Consider the following 17,953-nt stretch of genomic DNA (forward strand, 5'->3'; position numbering starts at 1 on the left):
TTTCTCTATCGTTGTTGATGAGGCATATCAGTTAAGGCGCAATGATGCAGGAGTTTGCCGTTGAACTCCAGCGTCATTGCCCTTTCCCCGGCGACATGGCGCTGCCGCCGAGCAGCATACGCAGACCAAGACCAATCATCACCACCCCGGTAAAGCGCTCCTGCCACTTGAGGAAACCAGGGTGTTTGCCTAACCATTCGCCAAAGCTGCCCGAGGCCATCGCTACGGTACCCAGCGAGAAGATCCCGGCAAGCTTCTGAATAACGCCAAAAATCAGCAGCTGAAGCCAGATAGGCCCGACGGCTGGGTCAACAAACTGCGGCAGGAAGGCGAACATAAACAGCACCGATTTGGGGTTAGTCAGGCTGTTGATGGCCCCCTCTTTCAATGCCTGCTTGCCGGAAATGCGCACCGTGCGCTTGAGGCGGGTATCGGTGCCGGAGGTGGCCAACATCTTGATACCGAGCCAGATAAGATAAGCCGCGCCGACCCAGCGCAGGATATCCAGTGCCATCGGCCAGGCGTGCACCACCGTAACCAGCCCGAGAACCAGGAATGAGACCTGCACAAACCCGGCAATAAAGACGTTCCCCAGCACGCAGAGCAGCGCAATACGCCGACCCTGACCGATGCCGCGCGCAATGGTCAGCATCATGTCAGGGCCGGGGGAGATTTCGAGCAGCGCCAGCGCGGCCAGGAAGGTTAAAAACGTTTCGAGCGTAGGCATAATTATCGTATACAGCAGCCAAAGATGCTCTGTTATAGCACGCTACGCCCCGCCCAGATACGCTTTACGCACCTCCTGATTTCCGAGCAGCTCTTCACCGCTGCCGCTGAGGCGAATCTGACCGTTAACCATCACGTAGCCGCGGTCCGACAGCTTTAGCGCATGGTGCGCGTTCTGCTCCACGAGAAAAATGGTCATGCCGTTGCGCGCCAGCTCGCGCAGCGTCTGGAAGATCTGTTTGACCACGATCGGCGCCAGCCCGAGGCTCGGTTCATCCAGCAACAGCAGTTTCGGGCGGCTCATCAGCGCGCGGGCAATCGCCAGCATCTGCTGCTCACCGCCGGACATGGTCATCGCTCGCTGTTTACGCCGTTCTTTTAAGCGCGGAAAGAGATCGAACATGGTTTGCAGATCGTCTGCCGCATACTGTGTACCCACCGGGATGGTGCCCATCAGCAGGTTCTCTTCAACGGTCATATCAGGGAAGATTCTTCGCCCTTCCGGCGCCTGGGCAATCCCGCCTGAGGCCACGTAGTGGGTCGATTTGTGGCTGATATCATCACCGCAGAAGAGAATTTGTCCGCCGCGAATGCGCGGCTGGCCGAAAATCGACATCAACAGGGTCGATTTGCCCGCCCCGTTGGCGCCAATCAGCGAGACCGTTTCGCCCTTATTGACCTGCAGAGAGACCTGCTTAAGCGCCTGGATCACGCCGTAAAAAACATCGACCTCACGAAACTCCAGCATCGGCTCGCTCATAGGCTCACCTCGTCTTCGCTGGTGCCCAGATAGGCGGCAATCACCTTTTCATCGTTCTGAATTTGCTCCGCCCTTCCCTGCGCAATCACATCGCCGTGGTCAAGCACGATAATGTTGTCCGATATCTCCATCACCATCCCCATATCGTGTTCAATCAGCAGCACCGTTATCGCATGGTGCTCGCGCAGGAAGCGGATAATCTTGCTTAGCGCCCGGGTTTCCACCGGGTTCAGGCCCGCTGCCGGTTCATCAAGGCAGATCATCTCCGGCCCGGTGCACATGGCGCGAGCAATTTCCAGACGTCGCTGCTGGCCGTAGGACATCTCGCCCGCCAGCCGGTTCGCGCAGTCCACCAGATCCACCACCTCCAGCCAGTAGAAGGCGCGATCCAGCGCGTCGCTTTCGGCCCGGCGATAGGCTGGCGTATTCAGCACCCCGGCAATCAGGTTGCGGTTGACCTGCATATGCTGCGCCACCAGCAGGTTTTCAATCACCGACATTTCGCGGAACAGGCGGATATTCTGGAACGTTCGCGCCAGCCCGGCCCGGTTTACCAGGTGGGTGCCGCCAAACATTTTATAGAACAGCCGCTGGCCAAACTGCGCAGGGTTTATCCAGTCGCCGGGTTGGAATTTCTGCCCGAGGATTTGAATCACGTTGGTGGTTTTATTGCGGGTATTGAACAGAATGTTGCCGCCGGAGGCTTTATAGAAGCCGGTCAGGCAGTTAAACACCGTGGTTTTCCCCGCGCCGTTCGGGCCAATCAGCGCGGTGATTGACCCGCGCTTAACCTCAAGGTTAACGTCGTTCAGCGCCTTAATGCCGCCAAAATGCATCATCAGATGCTCAACGCTCAGAATCACGTCCTGGCTCATGGCGCGACTCCTTTACGCACGGCAAAGCCGCTGCGGTTGATACGAATCAGGCCACGCGGCCGCCAGATCATCATCACCACCATCAGCACGCCAAACAGCAGCACGCGATATTCAGCAAAGCTACGCAGCAACTCCGGGGTGACGGTGAGCACAAATGCCGCCAGCACTACGCCAATGGTCGAGCCCATGCCGCCCAGCACGACGATGGCGAGGATTAGCGCCGACTCAAAGAAGGTGAACGAAGTCGGGTTGACGAACCCCTGATAGGTGGCGAAGAACACCCCGGCGATACCCGCCGTGGAAGCACCGAGCGTAAACGCCGACAGCTTCACCAGCACGTGGTTAAGCCCCATCGAACGGCAGGCGATTTCATCTTCCCGCAGCGCTTCCCACGCGCGGCCAATCGGCATGCGGGTTAAACGATGCTTGATGTAAAGCACCAGCAGCACCACCAGAACCAGCACCGCATAGATAAAGATAAACTTCATATTGGGGTTGTAGGTGAGATGGAAAAACTCATGGAACGGCACGCCCCCCTCTTTCGCCCGCCGACCAAACTCGAGGCCAAAGAAGGTTGGCGGCGGTGCCGATACGCCGTTCGGGCCGCCGGTAAAGCTCAGCCAGTTGTTCAGCACCAGGCGGATGATTTCGCCAAACCCCAGCGTCACGATCGCCAGATAGTCGCCGTGCATCCTCAGCACCGGGAAGCCGAGCAGTGCGCCAGCGGCAGCGGCCATCAGCGCCGCGATCGGCAGCATCGACCAGAAGCCCAACCCCAGATACTGATACCCGAGCGCAAGCCCGTAAGCACCAATGGCGTAGAAGGCGACGTAGCCAAGATCCAGCAGCCCCGCCAGCCCGACCACGATGTTCAGCCCCAGGCCTAGCAGCACGTAGATAAGCCCAAGGATTGCCACCGTCAGCACATATTTGGTCGCCACAAACGGGAAGCAGACCGCCAGCGCCAGGATCAGCGGGATAACCCAACGCATGTTGCTTTTATAGTCCGGCGAGCGGACATAAACCCCGGCACTGTCACCTTCAAACCGCGCGCTGAAGCGCCTGCCGACGGCGGTCATCGACAGCGCACTTAAGGCAAAACGCCCTATCATCACCGCCGCGACAATCCACACCAGCCGCTGGCCGTTAAAGTTGAAGCTGTAGCCGTCCAGCACCACGCCCACGATGGGGCCAAAGATAATCAGCGCCACCAGGCCTGCGAAAATCGCATCCAGCACGCAGCGCTTGAGAGAAAAACCGTCGTGTACGGCCGTTGAATGCGTCATGTTCGGCTCCTACACTTTGGCGACAATCGGGCGGCCAAGCAGCCCCTGCGGACGGAAAATCAGAATGACCACCAGCAGACCAAAGGAGAAGACGTCCTTATAGTCGGTGTTCACCATTCCGGAGAACTGCGCTTCGGCAACGCCGAGCAGCAGCCCGCCGAGCATCGCCCCCGGCAGCGAGCCGATGCCCCCTAACACCGCGGCGGTAAAAGCTTTAATACCGATGATAAACCCGGCATAGAAATCAAAGGTGCCGTAGTTCATGGTGATAAGCACCCCCGCCAGCCCGGCCATCGCCGCGCCAATAACGAACACCAACGAGATAATCCGGTCGGTATTAATGCCGAGGATGGATGCCATCTTGCGATCCTGCTGCACGGCACGACACATGCGCCCAAGGCGGGTATGGCCAATTATCCAGGTCAGCAGCAGCATGCCCGCAAACGAGGCCAGCAGAATAAAGATTTTGGTGTAGGTTATCTGCACAAAGCCTTCACCGATATGCAGTCGCAGCACGCCGTCGAGCATCGTCGGCACGCCCTGTTGACGCGGCCCCTGGCTGATTTGCGCGTAGTTTTGCAGAATTAACGACATGCCGATGGCGGAAATCAGCGGCGCCAGGCGCGTGGAGTTACGCAGCGGTTTATAGGCGATGCGCTCAATCGTCCAGCCGTAAACTCCCGTCACCACGATGGTAAACACCAGCGTGCCGAGGATCAGCAGCGGAAAAGAGTGCAGACCAAAAAAGGAGAGCAGCGCCAGACCGATGGCGCAGAGATAGGCCGATATCATATACACTTCGCCGTGCGCGAAGTTAATCATACCGATAATGCCGTAGACCATGGTGTAACCAATGGCTATCAATCCGTAGACGGAACCTAGCGTCAATCCATTAACTAACTGTTGCAGGAAGAATGTCTCCATCATCGCTCGCTCGTGTTGTGTCATCTATTATTGAGCGCCGGTATGAACTCATACCGGCGCTGAGCGTGATTCCGTCTCGTTACTCGACTTCCTTGTACTTGCCCTGGTCGTCCCACTGGTAGACCACGTAATCCGAGACCTTCAGGTCGCCTTTGCTGTCCCAGGCTTTTTTGCCCATCACCGTCTCAACCGGGTTGGCTTTCAGCCAGGCGCTGGCTTTCGCAGAGTCGGCACCGCCGGTGGCTTTGAACGCCGCGGCAATCGCCTGAATTGAGGCGTAGGAGTAGAGGGTGTAGCCTTCTGGCTCAAACTTGTTGGCGCGGAATTTCTCGATGACCGCTTTGCCGTCCGGGATCAGGCGTGGGTCTTTACCGAAGGTCATATAGATACCCTTGGTGTACTGCGGCCCGCCCGCGGCGGTGACCATCTCTTCGTTGACGATACAGTCGCCGGAGAAGAATTTCGCCTGTACGCCCTGCTCACGCATCTGGCGCACCAGCGGGCCCGCTTCCGGGTGACAGCCACCGAAGAAGACCACGTCCGGTTTCTGCGCGCCAATCTTGGTCACCAGGGCGTTGAAGTCTTTCTCCCCGCGTGACAGACCTTCGTACATCACATCCTTGACGCCACGTTTTGCCAGCGCGGCGCGGGTGGCATCCGCCAGCCCCTGACCGTAGGTGTCTTTATCGTGGATAATCACCACGCGCTTGGCCTTCAGTTTATCGATGATGAAATCACTGGCGACGCCGCCCTGCTGGTCATCGCGACCACACATGCGGAACATATCGTTCATCCCACGTTCGGTAATCAGCGGGTTGGTGGAGCCCGGGGTAATCGCAAGCACCCCAGCGTCGTTATAAACCTCTGAGGCAGGCATGGTGGAAGAGGAGCAGAAATGGCCGACCACGGCCTGCACTTTGTCCTGATCGACCAGGCGGTTAGCGACCGACACGGCCTGTTTCGGTTCGCAGGCGTCATCCCCCTGCACCAGCTTAATTTTCTCGCCGTTAATCCCACCGGCAGCGTTGATGTCCGCTGCCGCCTGGGTGGCGCCATGCCAGTATTGATCGCCATAGGTGGCGTTTGGCCCGGTAAACGGCCCTGCCACGCCAATCACGATATCGGCCTGGGCGGAAAACGCCGTCACCAGACACCCTGCCAACACAAGAGAAAGCGGACTTTTTATAAATTTCAGCGACATTATTATCTACCTTAGCAAAGAGGTTTATGCATAACGGTGTGAAGCCGAACGACTGGCGCGAGCACCAAACAACGACATCCTGACAATATCCTGCTGATAACGGCGAGGTTTCCTTACGCTTTTCAGGCCAAATCATTAAGCAAAATGGTTGCCAACTTTACGCACCCTTGCCTGGAATTTGACAATTTTGAGTATAGAGTGCGCGGGTCAAGCCTCTGCCTCGGCGCGGTGAAATTACGGCGGGGATCACATCTCGTTAACAATAAAGTACATAAATAATGCAATAGTCACGCTTTGTGCATTTTTGTAGCAAATTGTTCGACTTATGTTACCTGGTGGTGCAAAGGGGGATGCGGTGCGCAGATGGCGTGCAGGGAGAAATGAGCTAATTTTGCTTCCGCTATGGCTAGTGGTAACATTTTATCTATACCTACCAGCGCGAGAAAAATGATGACGATAATCGAGGCCGATAAACAGATCCTGTCCGTTTTTGACTTTGACGGTACCCTGACCCGGCACGACAGCTTTATCCCCTTCCTGAAGTTCGCCTTCGGTCGTCGCCGGTTTGCCCGCAAAATGCTGCGTCTCGTTATCCCTTCGGTGCAGTGCTTTCGCCGCCGACTGACCCGCGATGAGCTTAAGGAAGTGCTGATCACCACCTTCCTCGCCGGATGTGACGAAAAATGGGTACAGGACAAAGCGGAAGCCTACTGCCAGCGCACCTGGAAAAAACTGATGCGCCCGGCCGGGCTGATGGCGGTAGCGGCAGAACGCGCATCCGGCGCCGAAGTAACGCTGTGCTCCGCCTCGCCGATGATCGTCCTGCGGCCTTTTGCTGAAAAGCTGGGGATTAAGCTGATAGGTACCGAACTGGAAAGCAAGGATGGCGTGTTAACGGGGCGGATCGTCGGCCATAACTGCCGATGCATCCACAAAATCAATCGCCTTGAGGCGGTTTATGGCCCGCTCAGCCGCTATCATCTCCGCGCCTGGGGAGATACCCGCGGCGATTATGAGCTGCTGGCCACCGCCAGCGATGCGCACTGGCAGCATTTTCAGCCTGGGTGGTCGCGCAAGAAAAACCCAATTGCGCGCTTTCGCAGTGAGTTTATGAAGGATTTGACCTGAGGGGGTTACCTAAGCGTCGTGATCCGTTTTTCTGGGTACATGGCTCCCCGACATGATATAGGGCAATTAGCTTCGGCTGTGCCCTTCACGATTAAGCAATACGTCAGGGAATAGCGAACTTGCCACGCCGATCAACAGATATTCCAGGAACGTTAATCGTGTTGGGCCAAACTCGGGCCAGATACCGACATCATTTTTATTCCACGCTTTGCACCAGAACCAGACATCCTGTTTTAGCTGCGGCCTTTCCGAGGGATATGAAACAAACAGACGTTCAGCCCAGTGCTGATACTTTAAGGTCACGTATTTAGCATCGTGTCCCGGCAGAACGGAAGCGCTCAGATCGCCAATATGATACTGGTAGTTATCCCCCCATCGAGCAAATTTGTCTTTTACCCGGGCGATATCTTTAATATTGGCGGACACCGGATTACTGCGCCCTTTTGACTCTGCTTTACCGATATAGAGCGGCATCACATCGTCGTTCTGGCGGGTAAACATCATATAAATAAGTCCGTCGAACTGCTCACGAGCGTTCGAAATATCATCGATAAGAATGGTGGTCTCGGTGATAACCTTTTCTTCCATCGATAGGCTTCGCGAGAGAATACTCCTGGATGCGGTTTTGCCTATCTGGCGAATGCGCACGACAGATTCGTCGTCCAATTCGAAGAGCGGCGCGCTGTTTTTAATTATGTTCTGATCGCGGCAGAAAGCATCCCATAATGCTTTACGCTGACCTACTGCATGTGAGTCCATCATCTTTGCATCACCATCGTAGCGTTATTATCAGACTATCGCTGGATGGTATCATTTTGCAGGTAATTTGGGTTGTGAGAATCAGAGGAATAAGCTGTTGAATGATTGCCCTCAAAATGAGGTATCGTTTTCGGGCAATCATTTCTGTCTGCAAAGCAATATTGTCGCAAGAATCAAGAAATATGAGCATTCAGGTGGTTATTAAACACGCACTACCGCTACGCTCCGATGCGTTCATCTACCCACGTAGTCATATCTTTCAGAAGCATCATCGCATCCTTTTTACTGTGCGTATTACCCCAGAAACTCAACTCGAGAAGCTGCCCCTTGCTCGTGATTGAGACATCGTAATCTTCAGGGCTGGCCGTTGGAATAAAACTCCCGTTGCTTAACGCAAGCCTCACCTCTTCTTTGAGCGCATTAATATCTGGGTAATTATCAGAGTGAATCCAACCATTCACATAAAACTCAGCTTCGCCTTGCCCATTAGAAGAAGGACGATAAACCAGGGTCACACCGGTTTTCCCCTGCCCCCAGCATCCAGGCATCAGATGAATGGCTTTATAGTAGTCCTTCCAGTTATTGATACTGGTGGCGATATGCGCATCTGGCAGGACTTCTGATACCACGAGCTTTGCTTCTTCGGTTATCGCGCTCTCATACATCTCAAGCAATTGGACCGACTTAATTAATGAGCTGAAGTTCTCAGTGACGAACTCGACATTTTTATCTGATACGCTATCCATGCTAGTCTCGCTTAAATTTTTAAGATGATTTAAAAACTCTTGATAGAAGACAGTCCACTTGCTGAGCGGATTGTCCATTAACTCACCGCCTAAACGCTGCAGTGCGGTTGTTAGCAGTTCTGAATAATTGACAAGTTGCCAACCCTCCGCACCTTTCGCGTAGTTGTTATCGGGCTTCAATATGCATCGATAAACGCGTTGATTGTTATCACCATAGCGCTCAATAAGATTTACATAGCTTGGGAAAGGGTTATACGTATCAGCACGAACCTTATGCTCAATGCCGATAATGAATTCATCATGCTTTATCAGGATATCCAGATACTTTCCATCAGCTGTTTGAGCCTCTCTCTGAACTTCCAGCGAAGTGAAATCAATATCATCAACATCAAGAGTTGTATCCAGGTTGCACAACAATGCTTTGAGCAACCATGGCGAAACGGTCTTCTGAGCCCCCATAAAAAGCGCGATTAAGTCTGACGTTGGATTTTCAAGATATCCGGAGCCGCCCAGTTCAAAAAAGTTGAGCTCAGATTCGCTATCAATTGTAATATTTTTAAGTCGTTCGATAAAATTGGTATCTAACTCTGTTATTGACATTTAACCATCCTTTTCATGCTAACACCTACTTTGTCCATCTCATCCCCACTGCAGAATGGCGCTCTTAGCGGCATCAACTCGAGCGTCAGTACCTCAATGCAATTGGCATGATCGATACTACTCGAAACCCCAAAGCCGGAACGCGTCAGACAAGACAAAATTAAAAATACAGAGGAGAATAAACGGTAAAAATAAGGGGATAGATGAAAAGAGAGTAGAAAGGACAAAAACAAAAAAACCACCCGTAGGTGGTTTCACGACACTGCTTATTGCTTTGATTATTCTTTTGTTTCCCATGGTAGCCGGAGTGGGACTTGAACCCACACAGCGCGAACGCCGAGGGATTTTAAATCCCTTGTGTCTACCGATTCCACCATCCGGCCAGGGAAAAAAGTGGAGGCGCGTTCCGGAGTCGAACCGGACTAGACGGATTTGCAATCCGCTACATAACCGCTTTGCTAACGCGCCTTTGATGCTTAAACACCCGCTAATGCCGATGCTTTTAATTTGGAGCGGGAAACGAGACTCGAACTCGCGACCCCGACCTTGGCAAGGTCGTGCTCTACCAACTGAGCTATTCCCGCATTATCAAGTTGATTTGCTAACCACTTGATTTTGCTATCGTCTGGCAATCAGTGCTGCCGTTCGATGCGTTGCATTCTACTTATCTGACGCGGTGAGTCAACGGTAATTTTCTCAACTTTGAATCGTTTGCTGAAAATTACGCCGAAACGATCACTCTTGAAGCAAATCACCGCGTGCCGCGTTCAAATATTGCAGCATTGACCACAGCGTCAGCACCGCTGCGACCATGAATAACGCGATACCGGCCCACTCAACCCAGATATTTGGACGCCACAGCATCCAGACCAGCGCAGCCATCTGTGCGGTGGTTTTAACTTTGCCAATCCAGGAGACCGCTACGCTGCTGCGTTTACCCAGCTCCGCCATCCACTCGCGCAGCGCGGAGATGATAATTTCACGGGCAATCATGGTCGCTGCCGGCAGCGTCACCCACCAGGTGTGGTAGTGTTCGGCCACCAGCACCATCGCAATCGCGACCATCACTTTATCCGCCACCGGATCGAGGAAGGCACCGAAACGGGTACTTTGGTTCCAGCGGCGCGCAAGATAGCCATCAAACCAGTCGGTTACCGCTGCGATAAAGAAGATAAGCGCACACACAAAGGGAGCCCAGGTGAACGGCAGGTAGAACGCCAGCACGAAAAACGGGATCAGGACGACGCGGAACAACGTGAGCAATGTAGGAATATTATATTGCATGGCGAGGTAACTATCTGTTGTCAGTAAATATTAGCCCTATGTTGCTACAGAGCCCCTAATGTTTCAACGAGTAGAAGATCTTTTCTGCGAGTCCGACCGAGATTCCCGGCACTTTCGCAATATCTTCAATGCTTGCCTGCTGCAAACCTTGCAGCCCGCCCATGTACTTCAGCAGCATCTGGCGGCGTTTTGGCCCCACGCCTTCGATGGTCTCCAGCGAACTGGTGCTTTTAACCTTAGCGCGTTTCTTACGGTGCCCGGAAATCGCATGATCGTGTGATTCGTCGCGAATATGCTGAATGACGTGCAGCGCCGGGGAATCCGGCGGCAGGCTGAAGCCCTCACCTTCCGGCTCAAAGAACAGCGTCTCAAGGCCCGCCTTACGGTCGCTGCCTTTTGCCACGCCCAGCAGCAGCGGGTGGTTTTTGTCCCACGGCACGTTAAGCTCGGCAAATACCGCTTTTGCCTGGCCCAACTGCCCTTTCCCGCCGTCAATCAGGATAACGTCAGGAATTTTGCTGTCATCGATGGCTTTACCATAACGGCGACGCAGCACCTGGTTCATCGCCGCATAGTCATCGCCCGGCGTAATGCCGGTAATGTTGTAGCGGCGATATTCGGCGCGCAGCGGACCATTGGCATCAAATACCACACACGAAGCAACGGTTTGTTCCCCCATGGTGTGGCTGATATCAAAACACTCCATGCGCTTGATAGCCGGTAACTTTAACTCAGCGGAGAGCGCCTGCAGGCGTTGATGGACGGTGGACTGTTGAGAAAGTTTAGTCGACAGCGCCGTCACCGCATTGGTGCGCGCCAGCTTCAGATAGCGCGCACGGTCACCGCGCGGCTTGGTTTGCACCTGAATGCGACGCCCCGCCAGCTCGGATAACGAATCGGCCAGCAGCGTTTTGTCTTTCAGCGTAAAGTCGAGCAGGATCTCGCCCGGCAGCGTTCGCATCTGGCTGCCCTGGAAATAGAACTGGCCGACGAAGGTTTCCACCACTTCGCCCAGTTCGGTATCGCTTGGAACTTTCGGGAAATAACTGCGGCTGCCCAGCACTTTCCCCTGGCGGATAAACAGCACGTGCACACAGGCCATACCTGCTTCAAACGCCACGCCAATCACGTCAAGGTCGTCGCCGTTGTTGGAGACAAACTGTTTCTCGGTGACACGACGGACGGCCTGAATCTGATCGCGAATACGCGCGGCTTCTTCAAACGCCAGCGCCTGGCTCGCTTTCTCCATCCGCGCAATCAGCTGGGTCAGCACCTGGTCGTCCTTTCCAGCGAGAAACAGCCGCACGTAGTCAACCTGCTGGGCATACTCTTCCTCGCTTACCAGTCCTTTCACGCACGGCCCCAGGCAGCGACCAATCTGGTACTGCAGGCACGGACGCGAACGGTTACGGTAGACGCTGTTTTCACACTGACGAATCGGGAAGATCTTTTGCAGAAGCGCCAGCGTTTCCCGCACCGCATAGCCGTTAGGGAACGGTCCGAAGTACTCCCCTTTCGCGTGTTTAGCGCCGCGATGGGTCGCCAGACGCGGATGCGCGTCGCCGCTCAGGAAAATAAAGGGATAGGATTTGTCATCGCGCAGCAGAACGTTATAGCGAGGCTGATAAAGCTTGATGTAGTTATGCTCAAGCAGCAGCGCTTCCGTTTCGGTATGGGTAACGGTGACATCAATCTGCGCTATCTGCGCCACCAGGGCTTCCGTTTTGCGGGAAGCAACCTGAGTGCGGAAATAGCTGGAAAGGCGTTTTTTGAGATCTTTGGCTTTGCCAACGTAAATGACCGTACCGCCGGCATCATACATACGATAAACGCCGGGCTGGCTGGTTACGGTTTTCAGAAAGGCTTTTGAATCAAAAACATCACTCACTGACTTGCTAACGACTCCGCATTGCACAGGCCATGGCGAATTGCCAGGTGCGTCAGTTCAACATCACCGTGTATGTTCAATTTGCTAAACATACGGTAGCGGTAGCTGTTGACCGTCTTAGGACTCAGATTCAACTGTTCTGAGATCTCATTCACCTTCTGGCCTTTAGTGATCATCAGCATAATCTGCAATTCACGTTCAGACAAACTGGAGAACGGGGATTCGGTCTTTTCCGGCTCAATCTGGCTCAACGCCATTTGCTGGGCGATGTCTGAGGCAATGTAACGCTGCCCGGAGAAGACCGAGCGAATGGCGTTGACCACCTCTTGCGGGGCGGCACCTTTACTCAGATACCCCGCAGCGCCGGCCTGCATCACCTTCGCGGGAAGTGGGTTTTCCGTGTGTACGGTTAACATGATGACTTTGGTGTCGACGGCAGAGCGCGCAATCTTACGCGTGGCTTCCAGGCCACCGATGCCCGGCATATTCATGTCCATCAGCACAACATCGACCGGGTTGGCGCGGCACCATTTCACCGCATCTTCCCCGCAGTTGGCTTCGCCGGTCACTCTAATACCTTTTATATCTTCGAGAATGCGTCGTATCCCTGCGCGCACCAGTTCGTGGTCATCAACAAGAAGGACGTTGATCAAAGGAATAATCTCCAGAATAGGGATAACGCTACTACTTCTTAATTCACCCATACTACCGGGTTTTATATCAACTGTGAAAGTCTAAAAATGCCAGAGCACCGATTTCGATCTCGTTTTTGGAAATATTCGTGTACAGGTGCTGGAAAGACCTAAAAAACAATAAGATGCCCAACACAAAAGTCAGTATGCGGACAACAATAACCCGAGTAAACAGGCACTTTGTCGTATATTTGATAAATAGCCCCTATAATATGTAACAACAATTAACGATGAAGGAACCATATTTAAACAATTCGGCGCTAACTGCCTGTCTTCTCACCGCTAAATAATAATGAATAACAGATCTGAGCTGCGCGCAAAAAACAGGCGCTCCTTTTTTTCCTCCGGCTTGTGGTATACTGCGCCGCTTTCATAATCCGGAACGCGCATAATGCGCAGAAATTGTACGAGGCAATAAATGAGCACACCTGATTTTTCTACCGCTGAAAATAATCAAAATCTGGCCCAGGAACTTTCCTGCCTGAAGGCAATGCTGACGCTGATGCTGCAGGCAATGGGGCAGGCAGATGCGGGGCGTGTGATTATTAAAATGGAAAAACAAATTGCGCAGTTAGAAGATGAAGCTCAGGCTGCCGTATTTTCCAGCACCGTTAAGCAAATTAAACAAGCTTATCGCCAGTAATCTTAAACCGGCTGAAGCATCGCTGCTTACAGCCGGTTTGCCGTCTGGCACGCAGAACGTAGGAACGAGTCAGATCAATCCAATCGCCGCCGCATAGCAGGCAATCTGCGTTTTGTTAGGCGCACTAAATTTCTTCTGCATGTTCTTCTGATGGAAGTTTACGGTATTCTCGGAAATAGACAGAATCATCGAAATCTCCGCCGATGTTTTCCCCTCCGCCGTCCATTTCAGAATTTCTAATTCCCGCTTACTAAATTTCATTTCCCGCGGCATCACCATTTCGTCTTCGACGCGTAATAACGCCAGCAGGCTCATCTCCAGTAATATCTGCAACCGCATCGCCATTTCGTCTTCCGCAAGCGGTTGACGCGCCACGCGCGTGCGCGATACCGACAGGAAACCGTGAGCGTGGTTTGGCAGCATCAGACACTGGGTCGCCCCGGTATGCAAACCGTGCTTGCGCGCGGCGAGCCACAACTCCTGTGCATCGCTAAACAGTTCATCGTTCCAGCGCAGGTGACCCAACGAGAAGTTATCCGGTTTCAGCACCGGATCGATAGCCATATAATTCGCAGACTTATAGTGACTCATCCAGGCGTCGGGATAAGTGGTATATACCGAGATGCGAGGCCGTGTGAAAGGCACCGGATGGCGCACGCACAGTGCGAAGAAGTCATATTCCAGATATTCGGTCTGCTGCTGTAAGAGCGCATATATCTGATCGCTTGCTGAAGCCGCCTGGAAAATTTGCAGCATTTCCCGCCGCCAACTGAAAAAATCATCGTCTCTCATAACTACGAGAAACCCCCTGATCAATAATCATTTTTATGAATACAGAAACCTAACACATAAATCTTATTTATATGTATAAAATATCACGCTTCGGCAAAATAATCCTAATTTCCCCTATTTTTGCAACGAATGCCGCGTAAACACCGCCACCAGGCCATTTGGCTCTATTCAGGGCAATATAAAGCCTACCTATTGATTAGGCATACTTAAGTAAAATTTTTCATTAAAAGCGCGTAAATAACCTTAGGGCATCATTTGCGATAAAAAATAAGTCGTACGCGGACGCGCGCCGTTAATCCCGGGCGCGTCCGCGCCGCTATTACTGCATGAGGAATTTTTCCAGGAACTGGCGGGTGCGCGCCTGCTGTGGGTTCGCAAACAGCGCCTTCGCTTCCCCCTGTTCAACCACGCGCCCTTGATCCATAAAGATGGCCCGGTCGGCGACGTCGCGGGCAAAGCTCATTTCGTGGGTGACAATAACCATCGTACGCTTCTCTTCGGCCAGCGCGCGGATGGTGTTGAGCACCTCCCCTACCAGCTCTGGATCTAACGCCGAGGTTGGCTCATCGAAAAGGATCACGTCCGGGCGCATTGCCAGCGCACGCGCAATCGCTACGCGCTGCTGCTGGCCACCGGAGAGACGGCGCGGATAGCTCTCCTCTTTCCCTGAAAGCCCCACCTTGCCGAGCAACTCCCGCGCTCTGGCGGTGGCTTCTGCTTTATCTTCGCCTTTGACAATCACCGGCCCTTCAATGATGTTCTCCAGCACCGTGCGGTGCGGAAACAGGTTGAAGTTCTGGAACACAAAGCCGACGTGCTGGCGCAGGCGGCGGATCAGCCCTTTCTGCTGGCTGAGCGGACGCGCGGTGTCGATGGTCATATCACCCACCCGAATAGTGCCGCTTTCCGGCACTTCCAGCAGGTTAATGCTGCGCAAAAGCGTGGTTTTCCCCGAGCCGCTCGGCCCGATGATCGCTACCACTTCACCCTCTTTTACTTCCAGGTCAATCCCGTGCAGCACCGTCTGCCCGTGGAATTTCTTCACCAGGTTTTTGACTTCGATTGCACTCATTTCGGATCTCGCTCCTGGCGGTTAAGCTGATTTTCAAAATAGTTTTGCAGCGCCGACAGCACCGTCGCCATCACCCAGTAAATCAGCGACGCGGCCAGATACATGGTGAACACTTCCAGCGTGCGTGAGGTGATAAGCTGCGCCTGACGAAACAGTTCCGGCACCTGGATGGTCGCCGCCAGCGAGGTGTCCTTCACCAGGCTGATAAAGCTGTTCGACAGCGGCGGCAGCGCCACGCGGGCCGCCTGCGGCAGAATCGCGCGGCGCATGGCTTGCCACGGCGTCATCCCGATACTGGCGGCCGCTTCCCACTGCCCTTTATCGATTGACGAAATCGCCGCACGTAGCGTTTCCGCCGCGTAGGCTGCGGTATTGAGCGACAGGCCAATCATCGCCGACGGAATCGGGTCAAGTTCGATACCAAACTGCGGCAGGCCGTAGTAGATCATAAACAGCTGCGCAATCAGCGGTGTGCCGCGGAAAATAGAGATATAGCAGCGTGCCAGCCAGCGGATGGGGCCAATGGGCGAGAGCCGCATCAGCGCGAGGATAAAGCCCAGAATCAGGCCGAAGAACATCCCGCCGATACTGAGCTGGAGCGTAAAGACCGCGCCTTTAAGCAGATACGGCGCGGAGTCGATAACCAGTTGAATACTTTCTTGCATGAGCGCGTTCTATTTAAATGTGAGGATGATAGGCAAAGAGCGCTGGCGCTCCGCCGGTATGGATAAACAGAATCGGCCCTTCGTCTTTAAAGCGTTTCTGATTGATACCGTCGATAAGCCCGGCCATCGCTTTGCCGGTATAAACCGGGTCAAGCAAAATGCCTTCCAGACGCGCCAGTAGCTTCACTGCCTCCATGCCGTCATCATTAGGAATGCCGTAGGCTGGGGCAAAATAGTCGTCCCACAGCGTAATACCGGCGCTTGCCGTCAGCTCAAGGCTACGGGCCACCTCCTGCTGCAGTGTAACCACTTTCGGCAACTGGTCGGCCACTTTGCGCGAAACGGTCACGCCAATCAATTCCGCGTCAGGCATTACCTGCTCGAGGCCAACGGCCAGGCCCGCGTGGGTTCCCGCACTGCCGGAAGCCACCACCACGGATGAAATCGACACCGCCCCTTCGCACTGCTGGGCAATTTCCAGCGCACTTTCAACGTAGCCCAACGCGCCCAGCGCATTCGAACCGCCCACCGGGATGACGTACGGGCGAAAACCCTGTGCTTCCAGGCGCGTGGCAAGCTCGGCGAGCTGCGCGTTCGGGTCGGTCAGCGCGTCGCACATCTCGACCTGGGTGTTAAACAGATCCAACAGCAGACGGTTGCCGTTGCTGAGGTAGTTTTCCGCCGTCGTGCCCATCGGGTTTTCCAGCAGCGCCACACAGTGCAGGCCAAGCTTGGCTGCCACTGCCGCCGTCTGGCGTACGTGGTTAGACTGAATCGCCCCGGCGGTCACCAGCGTGTCAGCGCCTTCGCGTAATGCATCGGCGGCGAGGAACTCCAGCTTACGCAATTTGTTGCCGCCCATCGCCAGCGGGGTGACGTCGTCGCGTTTGATAAAGATATCGCGGCCGATGTAGTCAGAAAAACGCGGCAGATATTCCAGCGGCGTGGGTGCGCCGATCAATTCGAGGCGCGGAAAGCGGGTTAAATTTTGCAGTGACATAGCATCTCCTTGGTCTTGTTTTTATTATGCGCCTTAAATAAAAAAAGGCGCTCAATCAGCGCCTTTTTTAAAGCATGACGATTATTCTGTCACGTCTGCCCCGAACCATTTTTCCGACAGTGCTTTCAGGCTACCGTCTTTATGCATGGCATCGATGGCGCCATCAACCGCTTTCAGCAGGTCTTCGTTGCCTTTACGCAGCGCCACACCCGATTCCTGACGGGAGAACGCGTCGCCCGCAACGGCCAGCGTATTGTTGGTTTTCTTCACCAGATCCAGCGCCGCCAGACGGTCAACCAGAATCGCGTTGATACGGCCTACACGCAGGTCCTGGTATTTCGTTGGGTCATCGTCATAGGTGCGAATATCCACGCCCTGAACGTTTTTACGCAGCCACTCTTCGTAGTTGGTCCCCAGACCGACACCGACTTTTTTGCCTTTCAGGTCAGCGGCGGTTTTGATGGTGTCTTCGCTGCCCTTTTTCACCAGCGCCTGGATACCGGAGATGGTGTACGGGGTGGAGAAGTCATATTTCTTCTGACGCTCCGGCGAAATGGTGACCTGGTTAATCACCACGTCGATACGTTTGGAGTCCAGCGATGCCAGCATCCCGTCCCATTTGGTCGGTTTGAGGTCAGCCTTCACGCCCAGGTGTTTCGCCAGTTCGTTGGCAAACTCCACTTCAAAACCGGTCAGCTTACCGTTATCGCCCTGGAAACTGAACGGAGGATAAGTGCCCTCCAGGCCAACGCGCAGCGTACCGCGCTCTTTAACCTGGTTTAATAAATTCTCTGCAGCAAACGCCTGCACGCTTGCTCCAGCGACCAGCGCAACGGCCATAGCGCCCATCAGCGCCTGACGACCCAGAAACTTCAGCTTCATTATACCCCCGAAAAGCATCACTTTTTTCGT

Annotated in this window: 18 protein-coding genes and 3 tRNA genes; 2 read left to right on the forward strand and 19 right to left on the reverse strand. The window is 54.0% G+C overall.

Annotation, left to right across the window (positions count from 1 at the left end; all coding sequences use genetic code 11):
• Positions 1-73: 73 nt before the first annotated feature.
• The 6 genes from FHC49_RS06385 to FHC49_RS06410 all read right to left on the reverse strand — a co-directional run bounded on the left by FHC49_RS06385 (position 74) and on the right by FHC49_RS06410 (position 5,772).
• On the reverse strand, positions 74-727 hold the full coding sequence (locus FHC49_RS06385) for a LysE family translocator (RefSeq protein WP_220439292.1): 654 nt from the start codon (positions 725-727) through the stop codon (positions 74-76).
• Positions 728-769: 42 nt separating this feature from the next.
• Entirely contained in the window at positions 770-1,486 is a 717-nt protein-coding gene (locus FHC49_RS06390) for an ABC transporter ATP-binding protein (RefSeq protein ID WP_220439294.1), read from the reverse strand.
• Positions 1,483-2,361 carry an ABC transporter ATP-binding protein gene (locus FHC49_RS06395; protein ID WP_185669411.1) on the reverse strand — a complete coding sequence of 293 codons (879 nt, stop codon included), beginning with the start codon at positions 2,359-2,361 and terminating at the stop codon, positions 1,483-1,485. Before FHC49_RS06395 ends, FHC49_RS06390 begins: the two co-directional genes overlap by 4 nt.
• Positions 2,358-3,647 (reverse strand): high-affinity branched-chain amino acid ABC transporter permease LivM, encoded by a 1,290-nt coding sequence (gene livM / locus FHC49_RS06400; protein ID WP_185669410.1) that lies wholly within the window; start codon positions 3,645-3,647, stop codon positions 2,358-2,360. The genes FHC49_RS06395 and livM overlap by 4 nt, the downstream gene beginning before the upstream one ends.
• Before the next feature lie 9 nt (positions 3,648-3,656).
• Complete coding sequence (locus tag FHC49_RS06405; protein ID WP_220439422.1) at positions 3,657-4,571, reverse strand: branched-chain amino acid ABC transporter permease LivH; 915 nt, start codon at positions 4,569-4,571, stop codon at positions 3,657-3,659.
• 79 nt (positions 4,572-4,650) lie between these two features.
• Positions 4,651-5,772: a branched-chain amino acid ABC transporter substrate-binding protein gene (locus FHC49_RS06410; RefSeq protein ID WP_185669409.1), complete on the reverse strand. Its 1,122-nt coding sequence runs from the start codon at positions 5,770-5,772 to the stop codon at positions 4,651-4,653.
• A gap of 450 nt (positions 5,773-6,222) precedes the next feature.
• Between FHC49_RS06410 and FHC49_RS06415 the strand changes: the two genes are divergently transcribed.
• Positions 6,223-6,900, forward strand: a complete 678-nt coding sequence (locus FHC49_RS06415) for an HAD family hydrolase (RefSeq protein ID WP_185669430.1) — start codon at positions 6,223-6,225, stop codon at positions 6,898-6,900.
• 66 nt (positions 6,901-6,966) lie between these two features.
• Here FHC49_RS06415 and FHC49_RS06420 read toward each other — a convergent pair whose 3' ends face one another.
• The 8 genes from FHC49_RS06420 to uvrY form a co-directional block, all read right to left on the reverse strand.
• Positions 6,967-7,662, reverse strand: coding sequence for a hypothetical protein (locus FHC49_RS06420; RefSeq protein ID WP_220439296.1), 696 nt, complete (start codon positions 7,660-7,662; stop codon positions 6,967-6,969).
• Positions 7,663-7,877: 215 nt separating this feature from the next.
• Positions 7,878-9,005: a PD-(D/E)XK nuclease family protein gene (locus tag FHC49_RS06425; RefSeq protein ID WP_185669407.1), complete on the reverse strand. Its 1,128-nt coding sequence runs from the start codon at positions 9,003-9,005 to the stop codon at positions 7,878-7,880.
• Positions 9,006-9,301: 296 nt separating this feature from the next.
• Positions 9,302-9,388, reverse strand: a tRNA-Leu gene (locus FHC49_RS06430).
• Positions 9,389-9,399: 11 nt separating this feature from the next.
• A tRNA-Cys gene (locus tag FHC49_RS06435) sits at positions 9,400-9,473 on the reverse strand.
• 40 nt (positions 9,474-9,513) lie between these two features.
• Positions 9,514-9,589, reverse strand: a tRNA-Gly gene (locus FHC49_RS06440).
• A gap of 151 nt (positions 9,590-9,740) precedes the next feature.
• Positions 9,741-10,289, reverse strand: coding sequence for a CDP-diacylglycerol--glycerol-3-phosphate 3-phosphatidyltransferase (gene pgsA / locus FHC49_RS06445; RefSeq protein WP_185669406.1), 549 nt, complete (start codon positions 10,287-10,289; stop codon positions 9,741-9,743).
• Between the two features lie 55 nt (positions 10,290-10,344).
• Entirely contained in the window at positions 10,345-12,177 is a 1,833-nt protein-coding gene (gene uvrC / locus FHC49_RS06450; RefSeq protein WP_185669405.1) for an excinuclease ABC subunit UvrC, read from the reverse strand.
• Positions 12,174-12,830, reverse strand: coding sequence for a UvrY/SirA/GacA family response regulator transcription factor (gene uvrY, locus FHC49_RS06455; RefSeq protein WP_064544562.1), 657 nt, complete (start codon positions 12,828-12,830; stop codon positions 12,174-12,176). The genes uvrC and uvrY overlap by 4 nt, the downstream gene beginning before the upstream one ends.
• 457 nt (positions 12,831-13,287) lie before the next feature.
• Here uvrY and FHC49_RS06460 point away from each other — a divergent pair, with 457 nt between their 5' ends.
• Complete coding sequence (locus FHC49_RS06460; RefSeq protein WP_035894108.1) at positions 13,288-13,512, forward strand: DUF2594 family protein; 225 nt, start codon at positions 13,288-13,290, stop codon at positions 13,510-13,512.
• 69 nt (positions 13,513-13,581) lie between these two features.
• Here the strand turns inward: FHC49_RS06460 and sdiA are convergent, their stop codons facing one another.
• From sdiA to tcyJ, 5 genes are all read right to left on the reverse strand, one after another.
• Positions 13,582-14,304: a transcriptional regulator SdiA gene (gene sdiA / locus FHC49_RS06465; protein ID WP_220439298.1), complete on the reverse strand. Its 723-nt coding sequence runs from the start codon at positions 14,302-14,304 to the stop codon at positions 13,582-13,584.
• A gap of 319 nt (positions 14,305-14,623) precedes the next feature.
• Entirely contained in the window at positions 14,624-15,376 is a 753-nt protein-coding gene (gene tcyN / locus FHC49_RS06470) for an L-cystine ABC transporter ATP-binding protein TcyN (protein WP_185669403.1), read from the reverse strand.
• Entirely contained in the window at positions 15,373-16,041 is a 669-nt protein-coding gene (gene tcyL / locus FHC49_RS06475) for a cystine ABC transporter permease (RefSeq protein WP_185669402.1), read from the reverse strand. The genes tcyN and tcyL overlap by 4 nt, the downstream gene beginning before the upstream one ends.
• Before the next feature lie 13 nt (positions 16,042-16,054).
• Positions 16,055-17,041: a D-cysteine desulfhydrase gene (gene dcyD, locus FHC49_RS06480; RefSeq protein ID WP_185669401.1), complete on the reverse strand. Its 987-nt coding sequence runs from the start codon at positions 17,039-17,041 to the stop codon at positions 16,055-16,057.
• Between the two features lie 81 nt (positions 17,042-17,122).
• A complete protein-coding gene (gene tcyJ, locus FHC49_RS06485; RefSeq protein WP_220439300.1) occupies positions 17,123-17,923 on the reverse strand; it encodes a cystine ABC transporter substrate-binding protein in 801 nt (266 codons plus the stop codon).
• Positions 17,924-17,953: the final 30 nt, after the last annotated feature.

Source organism: Kluyvera sp. EC_51 (assembly GCF_019584505.1).
In the GTDB taxonomy this organism is placed as follows: Bacteria; Pseudomonadota; Gammaproteobacteria; order Enterobacterales; family Enterobacteriaceae; genus Kluyvera; species Kluyvera sichuanensis.

Excerpts from the sequence above, each read along its gene's own strand:
- FHC49_RS06410 (WP_185669409.1), bottom strand. The coding sequence starts at position 5,772 with ATGTCGCTGAAATTTATAAAAAGTCCGCTTTCTCTTGTGTTGGCAGGG.
- dcyD (WP_185669401.1), bottom strand. The coding sequence starts at position 17,041 with ATGTCACTGCAAAATTTAACCCGCTTTCCGCGCCTCGAATTGATCGGC.
- pgsA (WP_185669406.1), bottom strand. The coding sequence starts at position 10,289 with ATGCAATATAATATTCCTACATTGCTCACGTTGTTCCGCGTCGTCCTG.
- FHC49_RS06460 (WP_035894108.1), top strand. The coding sequence starts at position 13,288 with ATGAGCACACCTGATTTTTCTACCGCTGAAAATAATCAAAATCTGGCC.
- FHC49_RS06420 (WP_220439296.1), bottom strand. The coding sequence starts at position 7,662 with ATGATGGACTCACATGCAGTAGGTCAGCGTAAAGCATTATGGGATGCT.
- FHC49_RS06405 (WP_220439422.1), bottom strand. The coding sequence starts at position 4,571 with ATGGAGACATTCTTCCTGCAACAGTTAGTTAATGGATTGACGCTAGGT.
- FHC49_RS06390 (WP_220439294.1), bottom strand. The coding sequence starts at position 1,486 with ATGAGCGAGCCGATGCTGGAGTTTCGTGAGGTCGATGTTTTTTACGGC.
- tcyN (WP_185669403.1), bottom strand. The coding sequence starts at position 15,376 with ATGAGTGCAATCGAAGTCAAAAACCTGGTGAAGAAATTCCACGGGCAG.
- FHC49_RS06395 (WP_185669411.1), bottom strand. The coding sequence starts at position 2,361 with ATGAGCCAGGACGTGATTCTGAGCGTTGAGCATCTGATGATGCATTTT.
- FHC49_RS06385 (WP_220439292.1), bottom strand. The coding sequence starts at position 727 with ATGCCTACGCTCGAAACGTTTTTAACCTTCCTGGCCGCGCTGGCGCTG.
- FHC49_RS06415 (WP_185669430.1), top strand. The coding sequence starts at position 6,223 with ATGACGATAATCGAGGCCGATAAACAGATCCTGTCCGTTTTTGACTTT.
- livM (WP_185669410.1), bottom strand. The coding sequence starts at position 3,647 with ATGACGCATTCAACGGCCGTACACGACGGTTTTTCTCTCAAGCGCTGC.
- sdiA (WP_220439298.1), bottom strand. The coding sequence starts at position 14,304 with ATGAGAGACGATGATTTTTTCAGTTGGCGGCGGGAAATGCTGCAAATT.
- tcyL (WP_185669402.1), bottom strand. The coding sequence starts at position 16,041 with ATGCAAGAAAGTATTCAACTGGTTATCGACTCCGCGCCGTATCTGCTT.
- FHC49_RS06425 (WP_185669407.1), bottom strand. The coding sequence starts at position 9,005 with ATGTCAATAACAGAGTTAGATACCAATTTTATCGAACGACTTAAAAAT.
- tcyJ (WP_220439300.1), bottom strand. The coding sequence starts at position 17,923 with ATGAAGCTGAAGTTTCTGGGTCGTCAGGCGCTGATGGGCGCTATGGCC.